Source organism: Pseudomonas sp. B21-056 (assembly GCF_026016325.1).
In the GTDB taxonomy this organism is placed as follows: domain Bacteria; phylum Pseudomonadota; class Gammaproteobacteria; order Pseudomonadales; family Pseudomonadaceae; genus Aquipseudomonas.
Genome location: NZ_CP087203.1, coordinates 6,369,932 through 6,395,917 on the forward strand (window position 1 = coordinate 6,369,932; position 25,986 = coordinate 6,395,917).

Annotated in this window: 22 protein-coding genes; 11 read left to right on the top strand and 11 right to left on the bottom strand. The window is 61.2% G+C overall.

Annotated elements, in window-relative coordinates; translation table 11 throughout:
* Positions 1–125: 125 nt before the first annotated feature.
* Positions 126–1,025, bottom strand: coding sequence for a homocysteine S-methyltransferase family protein (locus LOY67_RS27975; RefSeq protein WP_265065333.1), 900 nt, complete (start codon positions 1,023–1,025; stop codon positions 126–128).
* A 114-nt stretch (positions 1,026–1,139) separates the two neighbouring features.
* Between LOY67_RS27975 and LOY67_RS27980 the strand changes: the two genes are divergently transcribed.
* From LOY67_RS27980 to LOY67_RS27990, 3 genes are all read left to right on the top strand, one after another.
* Positions 1,140–1,961 carry an ABC transporter substrate-binding protein gene (locus tag LOY67_RS27980; protein ID WP_265065334.1) on the top strand — a complete coding sequence of 274 codons (822 nt, stop codon included), beginning with the start codon at positions 1,140–1,142 and terminating at the stop codon, positions 1,959–1,961.
* Entirely contained in the window at positions 1,958–2,794 is an 837-nt protein-coding gene (locus tag LOY67_RS27985; RefSeq protein WP_265065335.1) for an amino acid ABC transporter permease, read from the top strand. Before LOY67_RS27980 ends, LOY67_RS27985 begins: the two co-directional genes overlap by 4 nt.
* Positions 2,795–3,001: 207 nt before the next feature.
* Positions 3,002–5,191, top strand: a complete 2,190-nt coding sequence (locus LOY67_RS27990; protein WP_265065336.1) for an autotransporter domain-containing protein — start codon at positions 3,002–3,004, stop codon at positions 5,189–5,191.
* A 222-nt stretch (positions 5,192–5,413) separates the two neighbouring features.
* On the opposite strand, the gene oadA is transcribed toward LOY67_RS27990, so the two are convergent.
* Together oadA and LOY67_RS28000 are read right to left on the bottom strand one after the other, a co-directional pair.
* Positions 5,414–7,222 (bottom strand): sodium-extruding oxaloacetate decarboxylase subunit alpha, encoded by a 1,809-nt coding sequence (oadA, locus tag LOY67_RS27995; protein WP_265065337.1) that lies wholly within the window; start codon positions 7,220–7,222, stop codon positions 5,414–5,416.
* A 12-nt stretch (positions 7,223–7,234) separates the two neighbouring features.
* Positions 7,235–8,650, bottom strand: a complete 1,416-nt coding sequence (locus LOY67_RS28000; RefSeq protein WP_025216234.1) for an acetyl-CoA carboxylase biotin carboxylase subunit — start codon at positions 8,648–8,650, stop codon at positions 7,235–7,237.
* 187 nt (positions 8,651–8,837) lie between these two features.
* Here LOY67_RS28000 and LOY67_RS28005 point away from each other — a divergent pair, with 187 nt between their 5' ends.
* Positions 8,838–9,800 (top strand): LysR family transcriptional regulator, encoded by a 963-nt coding sequence (locus tag LOY67_RS28005; RefSeq protein WP_320110000.1) that lies wholly within the window; start codon positions 8,838–8,840, stop codon positions 9,798–9,800.
* Here the strand turns inward: LOY67_RS28005 and LOY67_RS28010 are convergent.
* The 3 genes from LOY67_RS28010 to LOY67_RS28020 form a co-directional block, all read right to left on the bottom strand.
* Positions 9,742–9,951: a PA3496 family putative envelope integrity protein gene (locus tag LOY67_RS28010; protein ID WP_265065338.1), complete on the bottom strand. Its 210-nt coding sequence runs from the start codon at positions 9,949–9,951 to the stop codon at positions 9,742–9,744. The two genes, LOY67_RS28005 and LOY67_RS28010, sit on opposite strands and share 59 nt — an antisense overlap.
* Positions 9,952–10,088: 137 nt before the next feature.
* The gene (hexR, locus tag LOY67_RS28015) at positions 10,089–10,955 is read right to left on the bottom strand and encodes a transcriptional regulator HexR (RefSeq protein WP_003187110.1); all 867 of its coding nucleotides are present in this window, start codon (positions 10,953–10,955) and stop codon (positions 10,089–10,091) included.
* Between the two features lie 140 nt (positions 10,956–11,095).
* Entirely contained in the window at positions 11,096–13,969 is a 2,874-nt protein-coding gene (locus LOY67_RS28020; protein ID WP_265065339.1) for a putative bifunctional diguanylate cyclase/phosphodiesterase, read from the bottom strand.
* 255 nt (positions 13,970–14,224) lie between these two features.
* On the opposite strand from LOY67_RS28020, the gene uvrD reads away from it, so the two are divergent.
* The 3 genes from uvrD to LOY67_RS28035 all read left to right on the top strand — a co-directional run bounded on the left by uvrD (position 14,225) and on the right by LOY67_RS28035 (position 18,139).
* Positions 14,225–16,408, top strand: coding sequence for a DNA helicase II (uvrD, locus tag LOY67_RS28025; protein ID WP_265065340.1), 2,184 nt, complete (start codon positions 14,225–14,227; stop codon positions 16,406–16,408).
* A 307-nt stretch (positions 16,409–16,715) separates the two neighbouring features.
* The gene (locus tag LOY67_RS28030; RefSeq protein WP_265065341.1) at positions 16,716–17,591 is read left to right on the top strand and encodes a Tim44 domain-containing protein; all 876 of its coding nucleotides are present in this window, start codon (positions 16,716–16,718) and stop codon (positions 17,589–17,591) included.
* 140 nt (positions 17,592–17,731) lie between these two features.
* Entirely contained in the window at positions 17,732–18,139 is a 408-nt protein-coding gene (locus LOY67_RS28035; RefSeq protein ID WP_047703885.1) for an SMI1/KNR4 family protein, read from the top strand.
* A gap of 13 nt (positions 18,140–18,152) precedes the next feature.
* Here the strand turns inward: LOY67_RS28035 and LOY67_RS28040 are convergent, their stop codons facing one another.
* The gene (locus LOY67_RS28040) at positions 18,153–19,916 is read right to left on the bottom strand and encodes a cation:proton antiporter (RefSeq protein WP_265065342.1); all 1,764 of its coding nucleotides are present in this window, start codon (positions 19,914–19,916) and stop codon (positions 18,153–18,155) included.
* A gap of 276 nt (positions 19,917–20,192) precedes the next feature.
* Between LOY67_RS28040 and LOY67_RS28045 the strand changes: the two genes are divergently transcribed.
* Positions 20,193–20,678, top strand: a complete 486-nt coding sequence (locus LOY67_RS28045) for an acyl-CoA thioesterase (protein ID WP_041023987.1) — start codon at positions 20,193–20,195, stop codon at positions 20,676–20,678.
* A 118-nt stretch (positions 20,679–20,796) separates the two neighbouring features.
* On the opposite strand, the gene pdxY is transcribed toward LOY67_RS28045, so the two are convergent.
* On the bottom strand, positions 20,797–21,669 hold the full coding sequence (pdxY, locus tag LOY67_RS28050; RefSeq protein ID WP_139641325.1) for a pyridoxal kinase PdxY: 873 nt from the start codon (positions 21,667–21,669) through the stop codon (positions 20,797–20,799).
* A 120-nt stretch (positions 21,670–21,789) separates the two neighbouring features.
* Between pdxY and LOY67_RS28055 the strand changes: the two genes are divergently transcribed.
* Entirely contained in the window at positions 21,790–22,212 is a 423-nt protein-coding gene (locus LOY67_RS28055) for a DUF3301 domain-containing protein (RefSeq protein WP_265065343.1), read from the top strand.
* 12 nt (positions 22,213–22,224) lie between these two features.
* Here LOY67_RS28055 and LOY67_RS28060 read toward each other — a convergent pair whose 3' ends face one another.
* Positions 22,225–23,190, bottom strand: coding sequence for a CobW family GTP-binding protein (locus LOY67_RS28060; protein ID WP_265065344.1), 966 nt, complete (start codon positions 23,188–23,190; stop codon positions 22,225–22,227).
* A 28-nt stretch (positions 23,191–23,218) separates the two neighbouring features.
* Between LOY67_RS28060 and LOY67_RS28065 the strand changes: the two genes are divergently transcribed.
* Positions 23,219–23,572: an NADH:ubiquinone oxidoreductase gene (locus LOY67_RS28065; RefSeq protein WP_265065345.1), complete on the top strand. Its 354-nt coding sequence runs from the start codon at positions 23,219–23,221 to the stop codon at positions 23,570–23,572.
* Positions 23,573–23,575: 3 nt separating this feature from the next.
* On the opposite strand, the gene LOY67_RS28070 is transcribed toward LOY67_RS28065, so the two are convergent.
* Positions 23,576–24,226, bottom strand: coding sequence for a DUF1826 domain-containing protein (locus LOY67_RS28070; protein WP_265065346.1), 651 nt, complete (start codon positions 24,224–24,226; stop codon positions 23,576–23,578).
* Positions 24,226–25,434 (bottom strand): zinc metallochaperone GTPase ZigA, encoded by a 1,209-nt coding sequence (gene zigA / locus LOY67_RS28075; protein WP_265065347.1) that lies wholly within the window; start codon positions 25,432–25,434, stop codon positions 24,226–24,228. The genes LOY67_RS28070 and zigA overlap by 1 nt, the downstream gene beginning before the upstream one ends.
* A 146-nt stretch (positions 25,435–25,580) precedes the next feature.
* On the opposite strand from zigA, the gene LOY67_RS28080 reads away from it, so the two are divergent.
* Complete coding sequence (locus LOY67_RS28080) at positions 25,581–25,970, top strand: glutamine synthetase (RefSeq protein WP_413776157.1); 390 nt, start codon at positions 25,581–25,583, stop codon at positions 25,968–25,970.
* The last annotated feature ends 16 nt before the right edge of the window (positions 25,971–25,986 follow it).

Below are 25,986 nucleotides of genomic sequence, written 5' to 3' on the forward strand. Positions count from 1 at the left end.
GATATTTATGAATAATTGAAGTCCGCTATCGCGAGCAGGCTCGCTCTCACAGGGGAAATGCATTCCAAATGTGGGAGCGAGCCTGCTCGCGATGACAATCGATCAGCCGATGATTGGCTACCGGCTCACGCCAACTTCTGCGCCAGCACCGCAATGTGCTCCGGCCCGATCCCACAGCAGCCGCCCAGATGGCTGGCACCGCGCTTCTGCCAGTCAGCCGCCCAGAGCAGGTAACCCGGTGGATCGAGGTCTTCGCGCAGCGGGTCCAGCCCGTCGTTGGCGGTCGCTTCTTTCGGCTGCGGCGGGAAGGCGTTGGCGTAGGCGCCGATGTGGATCTTCACTCCCAGGCGTTCGAAGGTTTGCCGTGCGGCATCGATTGCAGCACCGATCACTTCCGGCTGGCTGCAGTTGAACAGCAGCGCCTCGACGCCCAGTTCGGCCGCGACCGCCGCCGCTTCCGCCACCGGTTCGCCGGAACGCAGGCGCGGCACTTCGTCGGTGTCTTCGTCTTTCAGGGTAAACGACAGCCAGAACGGCTTGCCATCCTTCGGCAACCCGGCGTGAATCGCCTTCGCTTCTACCGTCGAACTTTGGGTTTCGGCCAGCCACAGGTCGACATGGGGCGCCAGGCCGGTCACCAGGGGCGTCAACAGCTCACTGGCACGGGAAGCATCGAACAGGTCAGGCCGATAGGAACCGAACAGCGGCGGCAACGAGCCGGCCACCCGCACGGCTTTGCCGGATGCCTGCACCGCCCGCCGGGCCAGCTCGCCGGCCAATGCGGCGAGTGCCTGGCCTTCGGCGGCGAAACGCGCTTCGCCAATGTGAAACGGCACCACCGCGTAGCTATTGCTGGTGATAACGTTGGCGCCACTGGCAATATAGGCCGCGTGCACGGCTTCTACCGCGTCGGGCGCTTCGCTCAGGGCCAACGCCGACCATTCAGGCTGCCTGAACGGCGCGCCGCGGCGTTGCAGTTCGCGGCCCATGCCGCCATCGAGAATGACTGTCGTTGCTGAGCCCATATATGATTCACTCATAAGCTTATGAAAATAACTCACTACCGGAGTTGTTCTTATAACTATTTAATACGCACTCTTCGGTTAACCACAACCTGTATTTTCAGCCAGGGGCCTTGCATGAAACTTCAACCATTACTGGCCCTGGGCCTGACCCTGTTGGCCGCCTCGTCGCAGGCATTTGCTGGCGCCACGCTGGACCGTATCGAGCAGAAAAAAGAACTGGTCGGCGTGCTGATGGAAAGCTACCCGCCCTTCTCGTTCCTCAACGATCAGAACCAGCTCGACGGGTTTGACGTGGACGTGGCCAAAGCCGTGGCGCAGAAGCTGGGCGTGAAGCTGCGCCTGGAAACACCGTCCTGGGACGTGATCGCCGCGGGGCACTGGAGCGGGCGCTATGACATCTGCATCTGCTCCATGACGCCGAGCAAGGCCCGCGCCGAGGTGTTTGATTTCCCGGTGCAGTATTACGCTTCGCCAGCGGTGATCGTGGTCAACGCCAAGGACGAGCGGATCCACGGCGCCAAGGACCTGAGCGACAAGAAAGTCGGCCTCACCAGTGCCTCCAGCTACGAGAGCTACCTGAACAAGAACCTGGTGATCGAAGGCGCCGAGGATACCCAGCTCAGCTATCCGTTCGAGAATGTGCAGATCGCCCCGTACGACACCGACAACGTCGCCTTCCAGGACCTGGGCCTGGGCGCCGGGGTACGCCTGGACGCGGTGCTGACCAACCTGGTGACCGCGCAGCCGCGCCTGACCGAAGACAAGCGCTTCAAACTGGCCGGTGAGCCGCTGTATTCCGAACCGAACTCGGTGGCCATCGAAAAGGGCGACGCCCAATGGGACAGCAAGGTACGTGATGTCTTCGCCCAGTTGAAACAGGATGGCACCTTGAGCAAACTGTCGCAGAAATGGATCGGCGCCGACATCACTCAATGACCTCTTTTCCGCCCCCTACTCAGCCACCGCAACCGGTGGCTGAGTCGCGCCTGAAGAAAATCTTCGGTTTTCGCACACGCTTGTACCTGACCTGGGCGGCCATGCTGGTGCTGTTCGCGAGTTTTTTCCTGGGCTTCGACCTGAAGTTCTCGATCATCCTCGACAAGTTGCCGAACCTGATCGGCCTGCACCTGGCGCCCAACGGTTTTCTGCAAGGCGCGGTGCTGACGCTGTTCCTGTGCCTGTGCTCGATCGTCGCCTCGTCATTGCTGGGCTTCATCACCGCCCTGGCACGACTGTCCAGCAGCGCGGTGGCATTCGGCATTGCCAGTTTCTATGCGTCGTTCTTCCGTGGCACACCGCTGCTGATCCAGATCCTGCTGATCTACCTGGGCCTGCCGCAACTGGGCGTGGTCCCGGGCGCCGTCACCGCCGGGATCATCGCCCTGTCGCTGAACTACGGCGCCTACCTGAGCGAAATCTTCCGCGCCGGCATCCTCGGCGTCCCCCACGGCCAACGCGAAGCCTCACTGGCACTGGGCTTGAGCGAAACCGTGATTTTCTGGCGCGTCACCCTGCCCCAGGCCATGCGCACCATCATCCCGCCGACCACCAACCAGTTCATATCCATGCTCAAGGACTCCTCCCTGATCTCGGTGATGGGCGTCTGGGAAGTGATGTTCCTGGCGCAGTCCTATGGCCGCTCCAGCTATCGCTACATCGAAATGCTCACCACGGCGGCGATCATCTACTGGCTGATGTCCATCGCACTGGAGCTGATCCAGGCGCGGATGGAGCGGCATTATGGGAAGGCGTATCTGAAGCGGAGTTGACAGCCCCGTCGCTGTCAAACGGACCGTTCCGAGAGTGATGTAGGGCAACGCCACGTACCGTGAACGCTGACGCGCCGGGGCTTTGTTCAAGTCGCGACCGGCCTACAGGCTTCGTCGCGATCTCTCGCCGAAGGCACAGCGATGGCTGGCATCGCGCTCTAGAGTGAATTTTTAAAGTGCGGACTCATTTACCTGAGAACGCATCCAATGCCAATTCAACACTTATACCCACCCCAATACCTCGCCCCGGCGATTGCCTTGGTACTCGGGTGTGCCAATGTTTCAATGGCTCAGTCAGTTGTCGATGACGCCCTTCCCTCGCCCCCGGAAACAACCGCCCAAGTGCAAGCCCGCCTCAAGGCGTTCGCCAGTGCACCGCAGACAAAGCACGAGAAGATCACCAAAACCTTTAACGGCCCCCTGGTAAAGGGCAGCGCCGATGATCGGGTGACCGTCAGCGGACGCGGCAAGCTCATCGGGCTCGTCGACGGCGGGGGCGGACTCAATGTCCTGCAACTGGACACCGCGGCAGGCGGCAAGCTGGATGAAATTCGTAACTTCCAGGATCTGCATGCCAAGCGAGGAGAATGGTCGAATACCCTGGGCTTCGACGGTCGAAGCCTGATTGAGTCGAAAGCCAGGTTGATCAACACCGGTCATCTCGGTGGGGAGGTGCACGTTCTCGGTGGATTTGATAACCAGGGCACTGTTGAAAGAAGCGTATTTGTGGCGCCGAAAGGCCAGATGATGAACTCGGGTACCGTCGGGACTGTTGTTGTGGCAGAAACAGGCAGGTTCAGCGGTAGTGGAACGGTGGGGAACCTCGACGTTGCGGGCCGGCTGGAAGTCGGGCCGGAAATGGACGCCCCTTCCATTGCAAAGGACTTCAAACTGTCGCAAAGCGCAGAGCTTGTCTACGGCGTCAATGCCCAGGGCGGCAGCGCTACGATCACAGTCGGCGGAACCGCGACCCTGAACAACGCGGCGCTGAAAATCAACGCCGCACCGGGCGAATATGTCGGCACAAGCGAACATACGGTTATCAATGCGTCCAGGGTCGAAGGTGAGTTCGGGCAGGTCACCAGCGAACTCGCATTCATGACGGCGACGCCCCACTACCTGGGAACGCAGGTCAAACTGACCTATGCGCGCAACGATATTCCGCTTGAGGCAGTGGCAACGTCCGATAACGGACGCGAATTCGCAGCCAGTATCGAAGAGCCGCAACCGGTTCATTCGGTGACACCAGCCGTTGTGCAAGCGCCTACCGTTGCACGGGCACCTGCCACCGAGCCGAACATCGTCGTACCGCCAGCCAAGCCGGTCGAGGCGGATGGAACCGTCCGCGTTGCGCAAGCCCCCGCAGCTCCGTTGCCTGCCACCAAACCCGCTGCAAAGCCCAATGCCGCCATCAACGCCCTGCTCGGCACCAGCACATTCACGGCCGCCGAAGCTATCGACCAGCTCACGGGCTATGACACCGCAAACCTCGCCAACGCGACCTTGAGCAGCATCGCTCCGATCAGCACCGGGATGCTCGCGGCCATGGGCCGGAACCCGCAAAGCGCGCCTCTCGACGGCCAGGTCTGGGTCCAGGCCATCGGCAACAGCGGCAGTATCGGCAGGCAATCGAGCAGTGACGCCCTCAAGCATTCGACAAAGGGCCTGATGCTGGGAACCGATTGGGCGCTCAGCCCTGAATGGCGCCTGGGCATCATCGGCAGCAAGACGCAGACGCGGCTGGACGGCTATCAGTTCGACGGCGGGCTCGATAGCTGGTACCTGGGCGCATATGCGTTACGTCAGGACGGACCAACGGCGCTGCGCCTGGGTGCCGTCTATGGCGACCATGACGGCAGCACCAAGCGTCACGTGGCCTTCAACGGTTTCAGTGATCGCCTCAAGGGGCGTTACGATGCCCATACGCAGCAGGTCTTTGGGCAGATTGGCTACAACTTCGACCTCGCTCATTTTGACGTCGAACCCTATGCCCATCTGGGTTACCAACGTTATCAACGTGACCGCTATCAGGAAAAAGGCGGGGACGCGGCGTTGAAGGTCCATGGTCAGACCCAGGACGCTTACAACAGCAACCTGGGCCTGCGCCTCGCCCGGCCCTTTGCCCTGGATCGCGGCATGCAATTGACTCCCCGCCTGAACGTCGGCTGGAAACATATCTACGGCGACGTCACCGGCCATTCTCGCCAGGGCCTGGTGACCGGCGGCAACACCTATCGGGTGGAGGGCACCGAGCTGGACCGCGACAGCCTGCTCGTCGAAGCGGGGCTGGACCTGGCGGTTTCTTCACGGCATACGCTGGGGGTGGGTTACAGCGGTGAGACGGGTAACGACAATCGTAGCCAGGCCTTGATGGGCCACTGGCGGGTGATGTTCTGATCGCTTAGGGAGCAGGCTTGCCGGCAAGCATGGTGGGACACCCTGTGGGAGCGAGCCTGCTCGCGATAGCGGTGTATCAGCCGCCATCGATATTGGCTGACCTGACGCTATCGCGAGCAGGCTCGCTCCCACAGGGATTTGGTGTGGGGCAGGCATTTTGCGCACAAAAAAAGGGGAGCACATGCCCCCCCGAGGTTAAAGCGTTGTATCGAGGCTGTTAGCTCAGCCTTCGATCTCGATCAGGATCTCGCCCGGATTGACCCGGTCGCCCTTGGCCACATGAATGGCGGTGACCTTGCCGGCGATAGCCGCTTGTACTTCGGTCTCCATCTTCATGGCTTCGGTGATCAGCACAGCCTGGCCGGCCTTCACCACGTCGCCTTCCTTGACCAGTACATCGACGATGTTGCCCGGCATGGTGGTGCTGACGTGGCCCGGTGCAGTGGCTTGCTTGCGCTTGCTGCTGCCGCCGCTGACGAATTCATTGAGCGGTTCGAACACCACTTCTTCCGGCATGCCATCGATGGACAGGTAGAAGTGACGCTTGCCTTCGGCCTTGACGCCCACGCCGGTGATGTCGACGCGGTAGGTTTCGCCGTGAACGTCGATGACGAACTCGGTCGGCACACCTTCGCCACCCGCCGAACTCACGGCGCCTGCCTCAGGGATCGGCAGCAGCACTTCCGGGGTCAGGGTGCCGGCTTCGCGCTCTTCCAGGAACTTGCGCCCGATATCCGGGAACATGGCATAGGTCAGCACGTCTTCTTCGGATTTGGCCAGTGCACCGATTTCACCGCGCAGCTTGGTCATTTCCGGCTTGAGCAAATCGGCCGGACGCACGTCGATCACGTCTTCGCTGCCGATGGCCTGGCGACGCAGCTTCTCGTTCACCTCGCCTGGCGCCTTGCCGTAACCGCCTTGCAGGTAGAGCTTCACTTCGTTGGTGATGGTCTTGTAGCGCTCGCCGGCCAGCACGTTGAAGAAGGCCTGGGTGCCGACGATCTGCGAAGTCGGGGTCACCAGCGGCGGGAAGCCGAGGTCCTCGCGCACCCGTGGGATCTCCGCCAGCACTTCGTTCATGCGGTTCAGCGCGCCCTGCTCTTTCAACTGGTTGGCCAGGTTGGAAATCATCCCACCTGGGACCTGGTTGACCTGGACCCGGGTATCCACAGCAGTGAACTGGCTTTCGAACTGGTGATACTTCTTGCGCACCGCGTAGAAGTACAAGCCGATTTCCTGGAGCAGTTCCAGATCCAGGCCGGTGTCGAACTCGCTGCCCTTGAGGGCCGCGACCATCGACTCGGTGCCCGGGTGGCTGGTGCCCCAGGCGAAGCTGGAAATGGCGGTGTCGATGTGGTCGGCTCCGTTCTCGACCGCCTTGAGCTGGCACATCGCGGCCAGGCCGGCGGTGTCATGGGAGTGGATGAACACCGGCAACGATTGCTCGGCCTTCAAGGCTTTCACCAGCTCGCCAGTGGCGTACGGGGTCAGCAAACCGGCCATGTCCTTGATCGCCACCGAGTCGCAACCCATGGCTTCCATCTGTTTGGCCTGGGCCACGAAGGCGTCAATGGTGTGCACCGGACTGGTGGTGTAGGCGATGGTGCCCTGGGCATGCTTGCCGGCAGCCTTCACCGCCTCGATGGCGACGCGCAGGTTACGCACATCGTTCATAGCATCGAAAATACGGAACACATCGATACCGTTGACCGCGGCCTTGGCCACGAACGCCTTGACCACGTCATCGCTGTAATGGCGATAGCCCAACAGGTTCTGGCCGCGCAGCAACATTTGCAGGCGAGTATTGGGCAACGCAGCACGCAGTTGGCGCAGGCGCTCCCATGGGTCTTCTTTCAGGAAGCGCACGCAGGCGTCGAACGTCGCGCCGCCCCAGACTTCCAGCGACCAATAGCCGACTTTGTCGAGCTTGTCGCAGATGGGCAGCATGTCTTCGGTGCGCATGCGGGTGGCGAGCAGCGATTGGTGGGCGTCGCGCAGGATTGTGTCGGTAACGTGGATCTTCTTGGACATTGTCATGATTCCTTACAGGCCTGCGTGGGCGGCAATGGCGGCAGCGATGGCCAGGGCCAGCTCTTCGGGTTTGCGCTTGATCGAGTAGTTGGTCAGTTCAGGGTGGCTTTCGACAAAGCTGGTATTGAACTGGCCGCTCCGGAATTCCGGGTTGCGCAGGATTTCCTGGTAATACGCGGCAGTGGTCTTGACCCCCTGCAGGCGCATGTCATCCAGGGCGCGCAGGCCACGGTCCATGGCTTCTTCCCAGGTCAACGCCCAGACCACCAGTTTCAGGCACATCGAATCGTAGAACGGTGGAATGGTGTAGCCGGTGTAGATCGCCGTATCGGTGCGCACGCCAGGGCCGCCAGGGGCGTAGTAGCGGGTGATCTTGCCGAAGCTGGGCAGGAAGTTGTTCTTCGGGTCTTCAGCGTTGATCCGGAACTGCAAGGCAAAGCCACGGTGCAGGATGTCTTCCTGCTTGACCGACAGCGGCAGCCCGGATGCAATGCGGATCTGCTCACGAACGATGTCGATACCAGTGATTTCCTCGGTGATGGTGTGTTCCACCTGCACCCGGGTGTTCATTTCCATGAAGTACACCTCGCCCTCGGCGAGCAGGAACTCCACGGTGCCGGCATTCTCGTAGCCCACGGCCTTGGCGGCGCGCACCGACAGGTCGCCGATGTAGGCGCGCTGCTCGGGCGTCAGTTGCGGGCTGGGGGCGATTTCGATCAGCTTCTGGTTGCGTCGCTGGATCGAACAGTCGCGTTCGAACAGGTGCACCACGTTGCCGAAACTGTCACCCAGGATCTGCGCTTCGATGTGCTTGGGGTTGACGATGCATTTTTCCAGGAACACTTCCGCCGAACCGAACGCCTTGGTGGCTTCGGAGATGACCCGCGGGAAAGCCTGTTCAAGTTCTTCACGGCTGTTGCAACGACGGATACCGCGACCGCCGCCACCGGACGTGGCCTTGAGCATCACCGGGTAACCGATCCGGTCGCCCTCGGTCAGGGCCTCTTCGATGCCCGACACGTTGCCTTCGGTACCCGGCGTGACCGGCACACCGGCCTTGATCATGCTGCGGCGCGCTTCAGTCTTGTCGCCCATGCGGCGAATGACTTCCGCCGAAGGACCAATGAACTTGATCCCGCGTTCGGCGCAGATGTCCGCCAATTCAGCGTTTTCCGAAAGAAAGCCGTAGCCGGGATGCAAGGCATCACAGCCGGTTTCCACCGCCAGGTTCACCAGTTTGCGCGGGTTGAGGTAGCCGGCCAGCGGGTCAGCGCCGATGCTGTGGGCCTCGTCCGCGCGTTTGACATGCAGGGCATGTCGATCAGCGTCGGAATAGACCGCGACCGAGCGAATGCCCATCTCGGCGCAGGCGCGCACGATGCGGACGGCAATCTCACCACGGTTGGCGATCAGGATCTTTGTTATCAATTGGAGGTTCCCTTGAGCCGGTGATACCACGGCCTGAGGTTCAGGCCGACGCGTGACCAGATGTAACAATCGGTCGCAGCACCACACTAGTCCCGGCCGTTGATTAACAAAAATGAATATTTATTGGGTCAGGCATAAGCGAAGACTTATAGTTGACCCATCCGTCTCGGGCCAAGGTGTCTAGAAAATGCGTAAGTCATTGATGCGTATGACATTGCGTCAACTGCAGATTTTCAACGAGGTGTGCGACCTGAGGTCCTACAGCCGCGCAGCCGATGAAATGTCTCTCACGCAGCCGGCCGTCAGCCTACAGATTCGATCCCTTGAGGAGCTGATTGGCCAACCGCTGTTTGAGTACGTTGGCAAAAAGCTCTACATGACCGAAGCCGCCGAAGCCCTGCAACGAGCCAGCCGGGACATCTTCGGACGCCTGGAAAACCTCGACATGCAGCTTTCGGACATGCAGGGCTCGCTGCAAGGCCAACTGAAGCTGGCAGTGGAATCCAGCGCCAAATATTTCGTTCCGCATCTGTTCGCGGCGTTCAAGCGTCAGCACCCGGAGGTCAACCTGAGCCTCACGGTGGTCAATCGCGGGCAGGTGATTCGTCGCCTCTCGGACAACCGGGACGACCTGGTGATCATGTCCATGGTGCCCCAGGACATGGGGCTGGAGTTCCTGCCGTTTCTCAACAATCCAATCGTGGCCGTAGCGCCACCGGATCATCCCTTGTGCCACATGGGCTCGCTGCGCCTGCAGGATCTGGAGCCGTATACCTTGCTGCTGCGCGAGCCGGGATCAGGCACGCGACTGGCCTGCGAGGAATATTTCAAGGAGAAACGGGTGCATTTCACCCAGACACTGGAGGTAGCGTCGGCGGAGGCCCAACGCGAGTGCGTGGTGGCGGGCCTGGGCGTGGCGTTGTTGACGCGCCACGCCGTGAGCCGGGAGCTGTCGTCCGGCGCCCTCATCGAGTTGCCGGTGGAGGAACTGCCGCTGTACCGCAGTTGGTGCCTGGTACAGGCCAGGGCGAAACGATTGTCACCGGTGGCCCACGCCTTCCTGGCGTTCGTGCGCGGCGAGCGCGCTCAGATCATTGGCCTGGTTGAGCGCTTCGACGGGAAGCCGCCGGCGCTGCCTGCCAGTAATTGAATTCTGTGATGTCGGGATACTCGCTGATTTCCGCCAGGAGCTGGCGCTGCTCATAACGGTCTTCGATCGCACGACGGAACGCCATGCGGCGCTGGTCTTCCTGTTGACGGCGGGTTTTGACGGCGCTGCGTTCTTCGTAGGACTGGGTCATGTCGAGACTCCCAAGACGTATACGGGAGCTTTACGATGCAGGCACGGGATGACGGTTTGGCAACGCGAGGGTTACAGAACGATGAATGTTGCTATTAGCTACAAGCCCTTGCAGCTTGAGGCTCGTAGCTTGCAGCTTCAGTCATCCAGCGCCTTCACCGACTTGGGCGACAGCCGCAGGCTGCGAAGGCTGCGCTTGACGCTCTTGAGGTGGTTGACCAGGCTCGGCCCACGAGCCATGGCAACGCCCATCGCGAGCACATCGATCACCACCAGGTGAGCGATGCGCGAGGTCAGCGGCGTATAGATCTCGGTGTCTTCGTGCACGTCGATGGCCAGGTTCACCGTCGAGAGCTCGGCCAATGGTGTCTGGCTCGGGCACAGGGTAATCAGCGAGGCGCCGCTTTCGCGAACCAGGTTGGCGGTGATCAACAGATCCTTGGAGCGCCCCGATTGGGAAATGCAGATCGCCACATCGGTGGGCTTCAGGGTGACCGCCGACATGGCCTGCATGTGCGGATCGGAATAGGCGGCCGCCGTGAGCAGCAGCCGGAAGAACTTGTGCTGCGCATCCGCCGCCACCGCGCCCGACGCACCAAAGCCGTAGAACTCGACACGCTGGGCCTGGGACATGGCCGTGACCGCTTTCTGCAACGCCACCGGGTCGAGCTTCTCGCGCACCTCCATGAGGGTATGCAGGGTGGTGTCGAAGATCTTCAGGCTGTAGTCGGCGACCGAATCGTCTTCATGGATCGCAAACTGGCCGAAGCTCGCACCGGCCGCCAGGCTTTGCGCCAGCTTGAGTTTCAGGTCCTGGAAACCGGAGCAACCGATGGCGCGGCAGAAACGCACAATGGTTGGCTCGCTGATGCCGACGCTGTGGGCAAGATCGGCCATGGAACTGTGCATCACGGCCGCAGGATCAAGCAGTACGTGATCGGCGACTTTCAGTTCCGACTTGCGCAGCAGGTGGCGTGACTGGGCGATGTGTTGCAACAGGTTCAAGGGGCTGGACTCTTGTTATTGGCGGTGGCCGGGATGTAGCAAGTTTGTAGTTATACTACAGGAATTGCCTTTTTGCCCGCCCAATACGTAACTCGATATCCCGCTTTCATGCCGCATGCACGCCATGTAGCAGTCAGGCGCTATAAACCGTCTTCGTTGGCCCGCAGCAAGGCGGCCAGGCCCTCGGCCTCAACGGGACGGCTGATGAGGTAGCCCTGGACTTCATCGCAACGCTCGCCTTTGAGGAATTCGAGTTGCCCCTCCCGTTCGACACCTTCGGCTACCACCTTGAGCGATAGCCCATGGGCCATGGCGATGATCGCCCGGGTGATCGCCGCATCCTCGCCACCCTCCTCCAGTCCACGGATGAACGCCTGGTCGATCTTCACGTAATCCACCGGGATACGCTTGAGGTAACTCAGGGACGAATAGCCGGTGCCGAAATCGTCGATCGCCAGCTTGACCCCAAGGTCGCGCAACTGTTGGAAGGTGGCGATGATGTGTTCAACGCTGTCGAGCAGTTGGCTCTCGGTCAATTCCAACTCCAGGTATTCGGGAGCCAGGCCGGTTTCCTCCAGCACCTGGCGCACGAGGCTGACGAGCTTGCCCTGGCGCAGTTGATGCACCGACAGATTCACCGACACCCGGATCGGAGCCAGCCCCTGGCGCTGCCATTCGCACGCCTGCCAACAGGCCTGGCGCAGTACGAATTCGCCAATGGGCCCGATCAACCCGGTTTCCTCGGCGAGGCCGATGAAATGCACCGGAGGCACCCTACCCATGGCCGGATGATCCCAGCGCACCAGCGCTTCAGCAGCGTTCAAACGACCGCTCGCCAGACACAACTTGGGCTGATAGAAGACCTTCAACTGCTGCTCTTCCAGGGCCTTGCGCAACTGATTCTCCAATTGCAGGCGCTCCAGCGTACTGGCCTGGAGGCTGTCGGTGTAGAACTGGAAGTTGTTGCCACCCAGGTGCTTGGCGTGTTGCATGGCCATGTTCGCCTGGCTCACCAGGGTGGAAATATCCCGGGCGTTGTCGGGCAACAGACTGATACCGATGGAGGCGCTGACCACCAGCTCGTGACCTTCGATGGTCTGTGGCAACCGCAACTTGGCGGACAAGCGGGTTGCCATGCGCGCCAGGCTCGAGAGATTGCCATAGGCATCGAACAGCACCGCGAACTCATCCCCGGACAACCGGGCGATGGTGTTGGCCTCGGGCAGCGCATTGATCAGGCGCCGGGCCATCTTCTGCAACAGTTGGTCGGCGATGTCATGGCCGAGGCTGTCGTTGAGCAGTTTGAAACGGTCCAGGTCGATATGCAGCAAGGCCAGGCTGCGGCGCCCGCCCTGCCGTACCCGCTGCTGCGCTTCCTGGAGGCGCTCGCGGAACAGCGAGCGGTTCGCCAGTCCGGTCAACTCATCGTAATGGGTGAGATAGCGCATCCGCTCTTCGGATTCGCGCCTGGCCGATAGATCGGCGAAGAAGCCCACGATATGACTGACGTTCCCCCGGGAGTCGCGCACAACGCTCAATTGCAGCCACTGCGGATACAACTCGCCATTGGCCCGCGCTTCCACCAGTTCACCCTGCCAGGTGCCGTTCAGCTTGAGCGCCTGGCGAATAACCGGATAGTGCCGGCGCGCATCGCGGCTGCACGGCAAGTCGACGACGTTACGCCCCAACATGTCCTCGATATTGAAGCCGGTAATCCGGGTGAACGCCTGGTTGGCGGCGAGCAGCGCATAGTGGGGGTCGAAGATCACGATGCCTTCGCTGGCGGCCTCGAACACCGTGGCCGCCAGTTGCCGTTGCTGTTCCAGCTCCTTACTGACACTGATGTTTCTTCGGGTGCCGACCATGCGCAGCACCCGGCCACTGGCGCTGCGCTCCACGGCCCGGCCACGGTCTTCGATCCAGACCCAGTGGCCATCGCCATGCCGGATGCGGTATTCGATCTGATAATCCTCGCTACGGCCCTTGAGGTGCTCGACCAGGGCGCGCTTGAGCGCCGGCAGGTCTTGGGGGTGTAAGCGTGGCGTGAGGTGGCTGAGCATCGCCGTGATGTATTCCGGCTCCAGGCCCAGCAGTTCCTTGAGCTGGGTGTGATGGACTTCGTCGGTCTGCAGGTTCCAGTCCCACAGTCCCAGCTCACTGGCCTTGAGGGCCAGGGCCAGGCGCGCCTCGCTCTTGCTCAGGGCCTGGCTGGCCACCTGCAGTTCGAGGCTGCGCTGTGCGACCCGCGCTTCGAGACTCACCTGGGCCCCACGCAGTTGTTCCTCGGCGAGACGACGTTGTTCGACCTCCCGGGCCAGGGCCTGGTTAAGCTGGGCGCTGCGGATTTGCGTCTGTTGCAGATGCTCGATCAGCGCCTGATTCTGGAACCGTCGCAGCATGCCGCTTTGCATCAACCGATTGACCTGCCAGGCCACCACGCTCAGGGAAACCAGCACTACCAGGCCGAGCCAGCCCCATCCGCGCTGCTGTTCGTCACCGCCCCAGAAGAGGAAGCCGATGGCCGGCAGCAGGCACGGCAAGGTAAAGGACAGAAATGCCGGAAGGCTCACGGCATAGGCCACACTGGCCGACAGGGTGGCCGCGCCGATCAGGCCGAACACCCAGGCCTGTTGCTGGAAGCTGTCGGCCGGAACCAGGGCGATGCCGGCACCGGCCAGCGTCAGGCCCGTCATCGCCGAGCCGAGCAGGAACATGCGCAACCAGATCGGGTGCGCCTGGCGGCTGGGTATCGCCGAATCGAAGGCAGCGACCTGTATCACCCGCAGCGCCACCAGCGACAACAACCAGACCAGCCATACACTGACCAGGAAATAGCGCGACGGCCCCCACAACAGGGCCGCGCAGACCAGGCCGTTGACCAGCATGAACAACGTGGGCAGCAGCGAACCCTGGTACAGCAGCCGTGTACGCTCTACAGCCATCTCCGTGGCGTATTGCTTGCAGATGACCCGCGGTTCCACACACGGGCCCGCCAGATCGGTATTAAGGGTCATAGGCACTGTTCTTGTTCTTAGGGGCACGGAGAACCCGAAACGAGCACCGAGCATACACAAGCCAGAGGCCATACCACACTGTTCCCGATCACAAAAACATCTAAAAATGTCGCTATTTCATTGGACGACGGGCTCTTCGAGCGAGTCGTATCAGCGCTCACGCCCCATGACCTGCCGGTCGTCCCCAACCGGTCTTTTATCAGTTGGCGCAACGTCAGGTTTGCCCAGGGTGGCGCCGCACCCTAGAATGCGCCGATGCGCGATGATCTCTCTCTTCTGCTGAACTCCCTCAACGATGCCCAACGCCAGGCCGTAGCCGCCTCCGTGGGTCGTCAGTTGGTCCTGGCCGGCGCCGGTTCCGGTAAAACCCGGGTGCTGGTGCACCGTATCGCCTGGTTGATCCAGGTCGAGAACGCCTCGCCCCATTCGATCCTGTCAGTGACCTTCACCAACAAGGCCGCTGCCGAGATGCGCCATCGCATCGAACAGTTGATGGGCATCAACCCGGCCGGCATGTGGGTCGGTACGTTCCACGGCCTGGCGCACCGCCTGTTGCGGGCGCATTGGCAGGAGGCCGGCCTGAGCCAGACCTTCCAGATCCTGGACAGCGACGACCAGCAGCGGCTGGTCAAGCGGGTGATCCGCGAGCTGGGGCTGGACGAGCAGCGCTGGCCGGCCCGCCAGGCCCAATGGTTCATCAACGGTCAGAAGGACGAAGGCCTGCGTCCGCAGCACATCCAGGCCAGCGGCGACCTGTTCCTGGCGACCATGCGCGGCATCTACGAAGCCTACGAGGCCGCGTGCCAGCGTGCCGGGGTCATCGACTTCTCCGAATTGCTGTTGCGGGCCCTGGACCTCTGGCGTGATCATCCGGGCCTGCTGGAGCACTATCAGAAGCGCTTCCGGCATGTGCTGGTGGACGAGTTCCAGGACACCAACGCCGTGCAATACGCCTGGCTGCGCCTGCTGGCCAAAGGCGGCGACAGCCTGATGGTGGTGGGTGACGACGATCAGTCGATCTATGGCTGGCGCGGCGCCAAAATCGAGAACATCCACCAGTACTCGGCGGATTTTCCTGACGCTGAAGTGATCCGCCTGGAGCAGAACTACCGCTCCACCGCCGGCATCCTCAAGGCCGCCAACGCCTTGATCGCCAACAACACCGGGCGCCTGGGCAAGGAGTTGTGGACCGACGGCGGCGAAGGCGAAGCCATCAACCTCTATGCCGCTTTCAACGAACACGATGAGGCCCGCTATGTGGTGGAAACCATCGAGAGCGCGCTGAAAACCGGCCTGGCCCGCAGCGACATTGCCATCCTGTATCGCTCCAACGCCCAGTCGCGGGTATTGGAAGAAGCGTTGTTGCGCGAGCGGATCCCTTACCGCATCTACGGCGGCCAGCGCTTCTTCGAGCGCGCCGAAATCAAGAACGCCATGGCCTACCTGCGCCTGCTCGAAGGTCGCGGCAACGACGCCGCCCTGGAGCGGGTGATCAACGTACCGACCCGGGGTATCGGCGAGAAAACCGTCGAAGCGATCCGCGATCATGCCCGTCACAGCCATGTGTCCATGTGGGAAGCCATGCGCCTGCTGGTAACCAACAAGGGTGTGACCGGGCGTGCCGCCGGCGCGCTGAAGGCCTTTATGGACCTCATCGAAGACCTGGCCGCCAAGTGCGCGGAGATGCCGCTGCACTTGATGACCCAGACCGTCATCGAACAGTCCGGGCTGATTGCCTATCACGAAGCGGAAAAAGGCGAGAAAGGCCAGGCCCGGGTAGAAAACCTCGAGGAACTGGTCAGCGCCGCCCGCAACTTCGAGAACACCGAAGAAGACGCCGACCTGTCGCCCCTGGCGGCCTTCCTCGGCCATGCCTCCCTGGAGGCCGGCGACACCCAGGCCGAGGAACATGAAGACAGCATCCAGTTGATGACCTTGCACAGCGCCAAGGGACTGGAATTCCCTTACGTGTTCCTGGTGGGCATGGAAGAAGGTCTGTTCCCCCACAAGATGAGCCTGGAAGAGCCGGGACGCCTGGAGGAGGAGCGCCGCCTGGCCTATGTCGGCATTACCCGCGCGATGCAGAACCTGGTGCTGACCTACGCCGAGACCCGACGCCTGTATGGCAGCGAGACCTACAACAAGGTGTCACGTTTCGTACGTGAAGTGCCGAAGGGTCTGATTCAGGAAGTGCGCCTGTCCAACAGTGTCAGCCGTCCGTTCGGAGGCAGCCAACCGCTCGGCACCAGCAGCCTGTTCGGTGGCAGCGACATCCCGGACACCGGCTTCAGCCTCGGCCAGACCGTGCGCCACTCGGTGTTCGGCGATGGCGTGATCCTCAATTTCGAAGGCGCCGGCGCCCAGGCCCGGGTGCAGGTGAATTTCAGCGAAGGCAGCAAATGGCTGATGCTGGGGTATGCCAAGCTCGAGGCGATCTAGAAGGTTTCTCGACACTTTATATGGGAGCGAGCCTGCTCGCGATAGCGGTACATCAGACAATACTGATGCTGACTGACACTCCGCTATCGCGAGCAGGCTCGCTCCCACAGAGATATCTTCGACATCAAAGCGCTTTCCGATAGAACTTGTTCACCTTTCCTACAGCCCAAAGCGAACAGGCCCTCTTGCGCCTCTGAAGCTGAACCTAAGCTGTCACGCAAAAGCCCGAAACACTCTGCCGCTAGCCAGCAACAGTTCACCTGTGCAACATGGCGCGCGTGCTACTCACAAATGGGAATGCCTTTATATGAAACGTTTTCTGAGCATCGCCATGGCGTTGTGCATCGGCCTGACGATGGCCATCGACGCCAATGCCGCCAAGCGCTTTGGCGGTGGTAAAAGTGCCGGCGCGGCCCCGACTCACCAGACCAGCCAGATGGCGCCGTCCTCTGCCGCCGGCCCGACCGCCGCCACCGCAGGCGCAGCCGGTGCCGCTGGTGCAGCCACCAAGGCCGGCGGTGCTTCGCGCTGGCTCGGCCCCCTGGCCGGCATCGCCGCCGGTGGCCTGCTGGCCTCCATGTTCATGGGCGACGGCTTCCAGGGCATGCAGATCTTCGACATCCTGATCCTGGGGGTCATTGCCTTCCTGGTTTTCCGCTTCATTGCCGCCCGTCGTCGCAAGCAGCAGGAGCAGTACGCTCCGGCCGGTCATGCGCCGATGCAGCGTGAAACCTTCAACCAGCAACCTGCCGGCGGCTCGATTTTCGGCGGTTCGGCAGCTCCGGTGGCCGCCCGTCCGGTGATCAATGCGCCTGCCTGGTTCAACGAAAAGAACTTCGTCGAGGCCGCGCGCACCCACTTCAACTCCCTGCAGCAACATTGGGACGCGAACGAGATGGACAAGATCGCCGAGTTCGTGACCCCGCAACTGCTGGAGTTCCTCAAGCGCGAACGTGCCGACCTGGGTGATGGCTACCAGTCCACCTACATCGACAACCTTCAGGTGCAGTTGGACGGTGTCGATGACCGTGCCGACAAGACCATCGCCACCCTGACGTTCAGCGGTGTCTCGAAGGACTCTCGCTTCGACCAGGGCGAAGCGTTCAGCGAAAGCTGGAACATGGAGCGCGCCCAAGGCGAAAACCAGCCTTGGCTGGTGGCAGGTATTCGCCAGAACGGTTGAACCTTTGCGCGTTTCACCTGTTGAAATAAGAGAACCCCGGCTCAAGCCGGGGTTTTCTATTTCGCGGTTGCATCTATGGCGCGCTACTGTATAAACCGCCCCATGTAAAACCGCGCCATCGAGAAAGAGGACACCCGGACGTGGAAGAAATCATCGAACAATTGCGTGAAGCCAACGAACCGGTACCGGTTCCACTGGAGTTGCCCGACGAAGACCTGCTGGTAGAGATCGAAGAGCAGTTGTTCATCGACATCCCGTTCGTCTTCAGGGAGTTTTTGCTGACCGTCAGCGATGTCATCTATGGCAGCCTGGAACCGGTCACCGTGACAGACCCCAATTCCCATACCTACCTGCCGGAAGTGGCCGCCACTGCCTGGGATGCCGGTGTCGACCGCAGCCTGATCCCGATCTGCCAGGACGGCGACGATTACTACTGCGTCGAAGAAGACGGCACCGTGGTGCTCTGGCAAGCCGAAGAAGAACTGGTTGCCGAAGAAACCTGGGAGTCCGTCTGGCACTGGGCGCGGGACGTCTGGCTGGAAAGCTGATCAGTACAAGTGATCAATGCCCGGACGACTCCTTGTGGTTGTCCAGGGTTTCCATCAAGGCCACCTGCATCCTTGTGTGCAGGCGGACAAACCAGCGCCAGAGCAATGCCGCCACGGCAGTCGCCACCACGGCAATCAACACCAGCAACTTGTTGGTCGGCAAGATGCTGGCCGACAAGGCTGCCAATAGCAGGAAAATCACCAGCAGCGAGAGGATGGGGATCACTTCTGCGATTACCCGACGCACCCGCTGGGTGTGACGGCCGGCCATCTCGGCCTTCACGCCCATCTCCGCCAGCAGCATCGACAACGCCTTGAGCTTGCGATAGGCAGCGATCAGGAAGGGCAGCGACAACAGCAGCGCCCCGCCCCAGATCAACGCTTTCTGCCAGCTCGGGTCGCTGATCCAGTCTTGCATGTAGGCCGACATCCGCTCGGCGAAATACCCGCCCGAGACAAAAATCGCGATCACCAGCGCCAGGTTGATGCCCACCTGCAGCAAGATTCGCCTGATCATCGATGCAACCATTGCCCCTTCGCCCTGAGGCTGGATGCTGCGCAACCACTCACCGTACATGCCCAACACCCGCGTCAGCCGTTGCGGCATCACCGTCGCCAACTTGAGGGACAGCGGGTCGGCGGCGCGGATCAGATACGGCGTCAGCAGTGTGGTCAATACCGAGACGGCAACCGCTACCGGGTAGAGGAAGTCGCTGGTGACCTGCAGGGTCATTCCCAATGAAGCGATGATGAAGGAGAACTCGCCAATCTGCGAAAGACCCATCCCTACCCGCAGTGAGGTGCGTCCATCATTGCCGGCGATAAAGGCGCCGAGACCGCAGGACAACATCTTGCCCAGCACCACGGCCGCCGTGATCACCGCTATCGGCCAGGCGTATTGCAGCAATATGACCGGGTCGAGCATCAGGCCTATGGCCACGAAAAAAATCGCACTGAACAAGTCACGTACCGGCTCTACCAGTCGCTCGATCTTCAGCAACTGCCGGGACTCGGCCATGATCGCCCCGATCAGGAACGCCCCGAGCACCATACTGTATTCCAGCTTCACCACCAGCAGGCAGAAGCCGAAACACAGGCCCAGCACGGTGATCAGCAACATCTCGTTGCTGTCGAACTTCGCCACGTAGGCCAGCAGCCGCGGCACCAGCAGGATGCCGACGACCAGCGCGACGATCATGAACAAGGACAGCTTGCCGACTGTGGAGAATACCTCGCCGGAGCTCACCGTTCCGCTGACGGCGATGCTCGATAGCAAAGCGATGATACCGATGCCCAGGATGTCTTCGACGATCAGCACGCCGAAAATCAGTTGCGCGAAGCGCTCGTTCTTCATCTTCAGGTCGTTGAGCGCCTTGACGATGATGGTGGTCGAGGAAATCGCCAGGATGGCGCCCAGGAACAGCGAGTCCATGGTGTTCCAGTCGAACCAGCGACCGATCTCGTAGCCGATCCAGATCATCAGCACAATTTCGAGGAACGCCGCGATAAACGCCGTGGCGCCGACCTTGAACAACTTGCGCAGGCTGAACTCCAGGCCCAGGCAGAACATGAGGAAGATCACCCCAAGCTCGGCCAGGGTCTTGATGGTGTCTTCGTCATGGATGAAGCCGAACGGCGGTGTATGCGGGCCGATGAGGAAGCCGGCAACGATGTAGCCCAGCACCACCGGTTGCTTGAAACGATGGAAGAGCACGGTCACCAACCCCGCCGCCATCATGATGATTGCCAGGTCCTGGATGAAATTGATGGCATGCATCTGTCGGGCTCCCTGATCAAAATGACTCATCGCTGAGTTGGATAAGTCCGCTTCCTTTGTAGGAAATGCCCTCGCGATGGGCTTTTGCAGGTTAACACCGCGACTTCCGACAAAAAGACGGTGCAATATATGGAAACAGATCCATCGACGCGTGACGGCGGGCACAGGCGCAGCGTCCCGATATCGGTGGTTTGAAAAACCTGATGGCCTATGGGCCAGCGACCAGCGCCCGCAGAGGTGCACTCCCTAATTGCTGCCTTGAACCGTGAGTACGTTATGGAACCCGGAAACGCCCAGCTGTCGATGACGGTGTTGATGACCCCCGATATGGCCAACTTCTCTGGCAATGTCCATGGCGGCACCCTGCTCAAATACCTCGACGAAGTCGCCTATGCCTGTGCCAGCCGTTATGCGGGACGCTACGTGGTGACCTTGTCGGTGGATCAGGTGATCTTTCGCGAGCCCATTCACGTCGGCGAATTGGTGACCTTCCTGGCGTCGGTGAACTACACCGGCAACACCTCGATGGAGGTGGGGATCAAGGTCGTGACCGAGAACATTCGCGAACGCTCGGTACGCCACACCAACAGTTGCTTCTTCACCATGGTCGCGGTGGATGACCAGCGTAAACCCGCTGCCGTCCCGCCCTTGCAACCGCAGAACAGCGAAGAAAAACGCCGCTACGAGCAAGCGCAGCAGCGTCGGCAGATCCGTCAGGAACTGGAGAAGCGTTACCAGGAGATCAAGGCGGACGGGCCTTAACAGGCAGACAACATGTGGGAGCGAGCTTGCTCGCGATAGCGTCGGATCAGTTGGCATAGATGTCGGCTGATACACCGCCATCGCGAGCAAGCTCGCTCCCACAGGGTTTTGGCATGGATCAAAGACTGATCGGCACCGCCTCGAACCGTACCCGTGGATGAGCGATCCGGTCCTGGGCCCGGACCAGCTCCAACTCATAGCTGGCGCACGCCTGGGTTTCCAATAGCACCTCATGCACCGCAGCCGCGGTGAATTCGAAGGCCGCCACCAGATTGTCTCCCAACAGGACCCGCGCCAGGAACAGCCCCGACGTCAGGTCACCCACGCCCACGGGCTGGCGAGGGAAAGCCAGTAGAGGACGGCTCAGGTGCCAACTGCCATCGGCGGTCACCAGCAGCATTTCGAAGCGGTCTTCGGGCTTGCCGGGGTAGGCCAGGTGCTTGACCAGGACAGCCTTCGGTCCGCGCGCCATAAGCGCGCGAGCCATGGCGAGGCAGTCGAACAGCGACTGCGCCTTGCGCCCCGAGAAACTGTCCAGCTCCAGTTGATTCGGGCACATGAGGTCAGCCACGGCCGCCGCTTCATCCAACAGGAACTCACTGACCTCGGGCGCCACGATACAGCCCTTCTCCGGGTGCCCCATGACCGGATCGCACAGATACAACGCCTTGGGATTAGAGGCCTTGATCCGAGCCACGCCCGTCAGAATCGCCCGCCCCTGAGCGGCACTGCCCAGATAACCGGACAGCACCCCGTCGCAATTGCCCAGCTCACCAATCGCGGCGATGCCCTCGACCAATGCCGGTATCTGCTGCGGCGCAAGCACTTCGCCAGCCCACTGACCGTACTGGGTGTGATTGGAGAATTGCACGGTATTGAGCGGCCAGACATTCACGCCGACACGCTGCATGGGAAATACCGCAGCGCTGTTGCCTGCATGGCCGAATACCACGTGGGACTGGATAGCAAGCAGATGAGGCGTCCGTTTCATGGGGAGCGGTTTCCGTAAAACGATTGAAATTCAAGCCGCGCAGTATGCGACTAAACGCAGCCTGTACGACAGACCGGCGACACAGTTAAGCTGACAGCAACTTGTTGGAGCACCTCGTTCATGCTGACTCTTGGAAACATCTTCGTGCTGATGCTGCTGGCCACCGGCGGCGCCTGGTTGTGGCACAACCATGGCTTGCGCGAACGGGCCTTGGCGAGGGTCGTGCAGCATTGCGCCAACCTCAAGATCGAGCTGCTGGACGGCAACGTAGCGCTGAAGAAGATCGGGTTCGTGAAGGATGGCAGTGGGCGGCGACGGCTGGCCCGTGTCTACAATTTCGAGTTCACCGTCACTGGTGAATCCCGTCATGCGGGCACCATTACCCAGTTCGGCGCCCATAGCGCGCAGATCGAGCTTGCGCCGTATCCGATGCCTTTCGAAGAGACACCCGAAGCGCCGATTGAACCGATCCAGACCCGGCCTCGGGCCGAGGTCATCGAGTTGAGCCAGTGGCGCCAGGAACACAACAAGTGGAAGCCTTGAAACAGAGCTGACTCAGGGACGCCGGCAGTTCGCCAGGCCGGCTTGCAACGCTTCAACGTCTTGCGGCTCGCCAAAAATCAGTTCGAGCCGCGAATCCTGGCGCCACTCGCTGGCCTGCCAGGACAACGGCGTACCGTCCAATGCATTGGCTGAAACCCAGCCGTCGACGCTATGGATAACCAGTTTCGCCCGTCTCCAGTTGCCGCCTTGCAGCCATCGCTTCAGGGCCTCCGCCTCGAAACGCTGGCTCGGATGCCAACGCCAGCCGATGCTCCAACCGTCTTCCTGCTGTTGATACAGGCAAATCGGCAACGTCGGATCGGTCCAGAGCGCCGGCATCTGTCCCACATCCCTGGGCAGGTTCAAGTTATCCACAACCCCACTCCCCTCCGTACCGAAGCCCGGCAGCCTGTCGAGGGGCAATGCCGCCTGTTGTGTCCAGTGCTGTGCAAGAGGCGGTAGTTGGGCACTGATGCGGGCACGGTCGGTTTCGCTGAGGCCTTCGGATTTGTTCAGCACCAACAGCCCGGCATCGACCAGCGCCTGCTGCTGTGCCTCGGGCAAAGGCCTGCCCCGGGCCAGCGCCCCGGCGTCCAGGACCATCACGCAGGGCTGGACCGCCAGCACGCCGAGCCATGGAGCCTGTCCTAGCTGCCGCAGCAGTTGCGCGGGATGGCCCAGGCCGGAGGGCTCGATAAACAGACGGTCCGGGCGCGCCTTGCGCAGCAACCGACCGAGACCAATCTGAAACGGCGCACCGTTGACGCAACACAAACAGCCCCCAGCCACCTCCCCCAGTGCGATACCATCGGCCGCCTGGGTCAGCAAGGCGGCATCCAGGCCGATCTGGCCGAACTCGTTGATCAGCACCGCCCAGTGCTCGTCAGCCGGCCGCTGGGCCAGCAGTTGCCTGATCAGGCTGGTCTTGCCGGCACCCAGGGAGCCGGCGATGACATGGGTGGGGATGTTCTGCAACATAGTCGGCGACTTTCGGTGGAGGTGAACGATGCGGATGATCGGTTGGTGCTTGTTGGCGCTGATTTCGGACCAGGCACTGGCCCAGGCTTGCGTGGTCCACAGTCAGGCGGAACGGCTCGATGTGCAAGTCTGCCAGCAGAACCGCAACATCCCGTCCAAACTGTTCGCCGACGGCTTCTGCCAACCGAACCTTGCCGGACAGAAAGTCGAGGTGCAATACGTCGATCAGTGCCCTGGCGGGGCTTTTGGTATCTGCAGTAACGCCCAGGTCGCCAATATGCCTTACCGCCAGGATATTCACTATTACGGCGTAGCCACCGATGCCGCTTATCTCAGGCCGTTTTGTGAAGGGAAAAGCCAGGGCACCTGGCTCAAGCCTTAGGTTTCAGGCCAGCCAGTCCAGCGTGAGGATCAACCGGCGTTCCCCCGGGGCCGGCTCCGGCGAGCGATGAATCAGGCCGAAACCTTCATTGCCCAGCCATTTCTCGCCCTTGAGCAACGCCACATCACCGCTGCCAAGCTGCTGGATCAACTGCGGATCGCGGGGCTCGGCGTCAGGTTGAGCCAGCCGTCGACGATCCATGACGCCCTCCTCCAACCATTCGCTGCCAGCGCCGGCATACGTGGTGATCAGCCGTACCGGCACATGGTCGACGTGAAAGCGCGGGCACATGGCCTTGTCCAACGTTCGCAGGCGCAGGCCGATCCGCTTGGCGCCCAGCAGGCAGGCGAATGCGCTGACCAGCCAGGCGACATCGGCAACGAAACCTTCGTAGCCGTGCAGGTCGCTGAAACCGGCGGCAAGGCCCTTCAGTTCAGGTTGGGTGTCGTCCTCCGGCATATCGAGCACCAGCGACTCGGCCATCGCTTGATCCATCGAAAGCACCAATGCCGCAAAATCACTGATGTGCGCCGGAAGCTGACGCTGCCAGACCGCCAGGCTGGTGCCGTCCTCCAGAATCTGCGCCAGGGTCCGCGGCGTATCACCCTGGACCTGCCGAACCTGGGGTGCTTGTTTCAGACTGGGCGCCAGCATCACGCCGCGACCTCGTCATGCCAGGAGCCAAACGGATCCGGCAACAAACGCCACCCCTCGATACCCAGGGCCATTTCCGTATCCGTAAGCAAGCACCCGTCCAGTTCCTCGGTGAGCTGCTCGAAGTCGATGTTCTGGCCGATGAATACCAACTCCTGGCGGCAATCCCCCGTACCGGGCAGCCAGTTTTTCATGATGGCGGCGGTGCTTTCCGCATCCTGGGGCCATTGATCCTTGGGCACGAACCGCCACCAACGCCCGGCAAAACCATGTCGCATCAACCCACCTGCCTGGGACCAACTGCCCGCCTCCTCGGGTTTGCTCGCCAGCCAGAAGAAGCCTTTGGAGCGCAGCAGCTTGCCGTTGATCCAGGGTCGTTCGATCAGGTCGAAGAAGCGCTGGGGATGGAAAGGCCCGCGCGCCCGGTAGACTGTCGAAGCGATGCCGTATTCCTCGGTTTCAGGCGAGTGTTCGCCACGTAATTCCTGCAGCCAGCCGGGCGCTTGAGCCGCACGTTCGAAATCAAAACGACCGGTGTCGAGGATTTCTCCCAGCGGCACCTGCCCCATGACCATGGGCATAATCTTAGCGTGAGCATTGAGACGCTTGAGGATAGCCACCAGTTCTTCCCGTTCGTGACGGCTGATCAGATCGATCTTGCTGATCAGAATCACGTCGGCGAACTCGATCTGCTCGATCAGCAGATCCGTGATCGAACGTTCATCCTCCTCTCCCAGGGTTTCGCCCCGCGATGCCAGGTTCTCGGCGGCTTGGTAATCCGGCAGGAAGTTCACGCCGTCGACCACGGTGACCATGGTGTCGAGCCGTGCGACATCGGCCAGGCTTCGGCCCTCTTCATCGCGGAACGTGAAGGTCTCAGCCACCGGCAAAGGTTCGGAAATACCGGTGGACTCGATCAACAGGTAATCGAAGCGCCCTTCCCTGGCGAGTTGCCCGACTTCTTCGAGCAGATCCTCACGCAGCGTGCAGCAGATGCAACCGTTGCTCATCTCCACCAGCTTTTCTTCGGCGCGGTTCAGGCTGACATCGCGCTGGACTTCGCTGCCATCGATGTTGATTTCGCTCATATCGTTGACGATGACTGCGACACGTAGATTGTCCCGATTGCGCAGGACGTGGTTGAGCAGCGTGCTCTTACCGGCACCGAGGAACCCGGAGAGCACAGTTACGGGGAGACGATTGGGCATCAGGTCTATCCTCATCGGGCGACCGCAGTTGAAGGCTGTTTTGCGGCTCGTTGTCAGGTTGCCGCTCGATTAGGCGGCTTATTTTAATGTTATAGTATAACGACAAATCTCTGCCAGCCTGAGATCCACTCTTTTGAGAATCATTCATGCGAAAAGTCCTGGGATTCGTCTTCGCCTGCCTGCTGCCGTTGTGCGCCACGATGGCGTCGGCCCAGACGCCGTTACTGGCAAATTGCACGCGCAGCGCGAATTTATTGGCATGTACTGATGAACAAGGGAATGCCTATAGCGTTATGACGGCCGGTAGCACGGTGTATTTGCGCGGTTTTGAAGTGATGGGCAATCGCCACTGGGCCCAGACCAATAGCCGCTACGGCCAATTGACGTTCTTCACCGGCTTGGCTTCCGATGGCGAGGCCTGGGTCGGCTATAGCCGGCGTGTCGGTTGGACGACGCTGAATCGCTTTTCAAGTTCGGGCGGTAGCGCCGGTAAATTTATCTGCGGGCGCGTGAACGGCTGCCAGGATTCACGCTGATGTTTCACGTGGAACG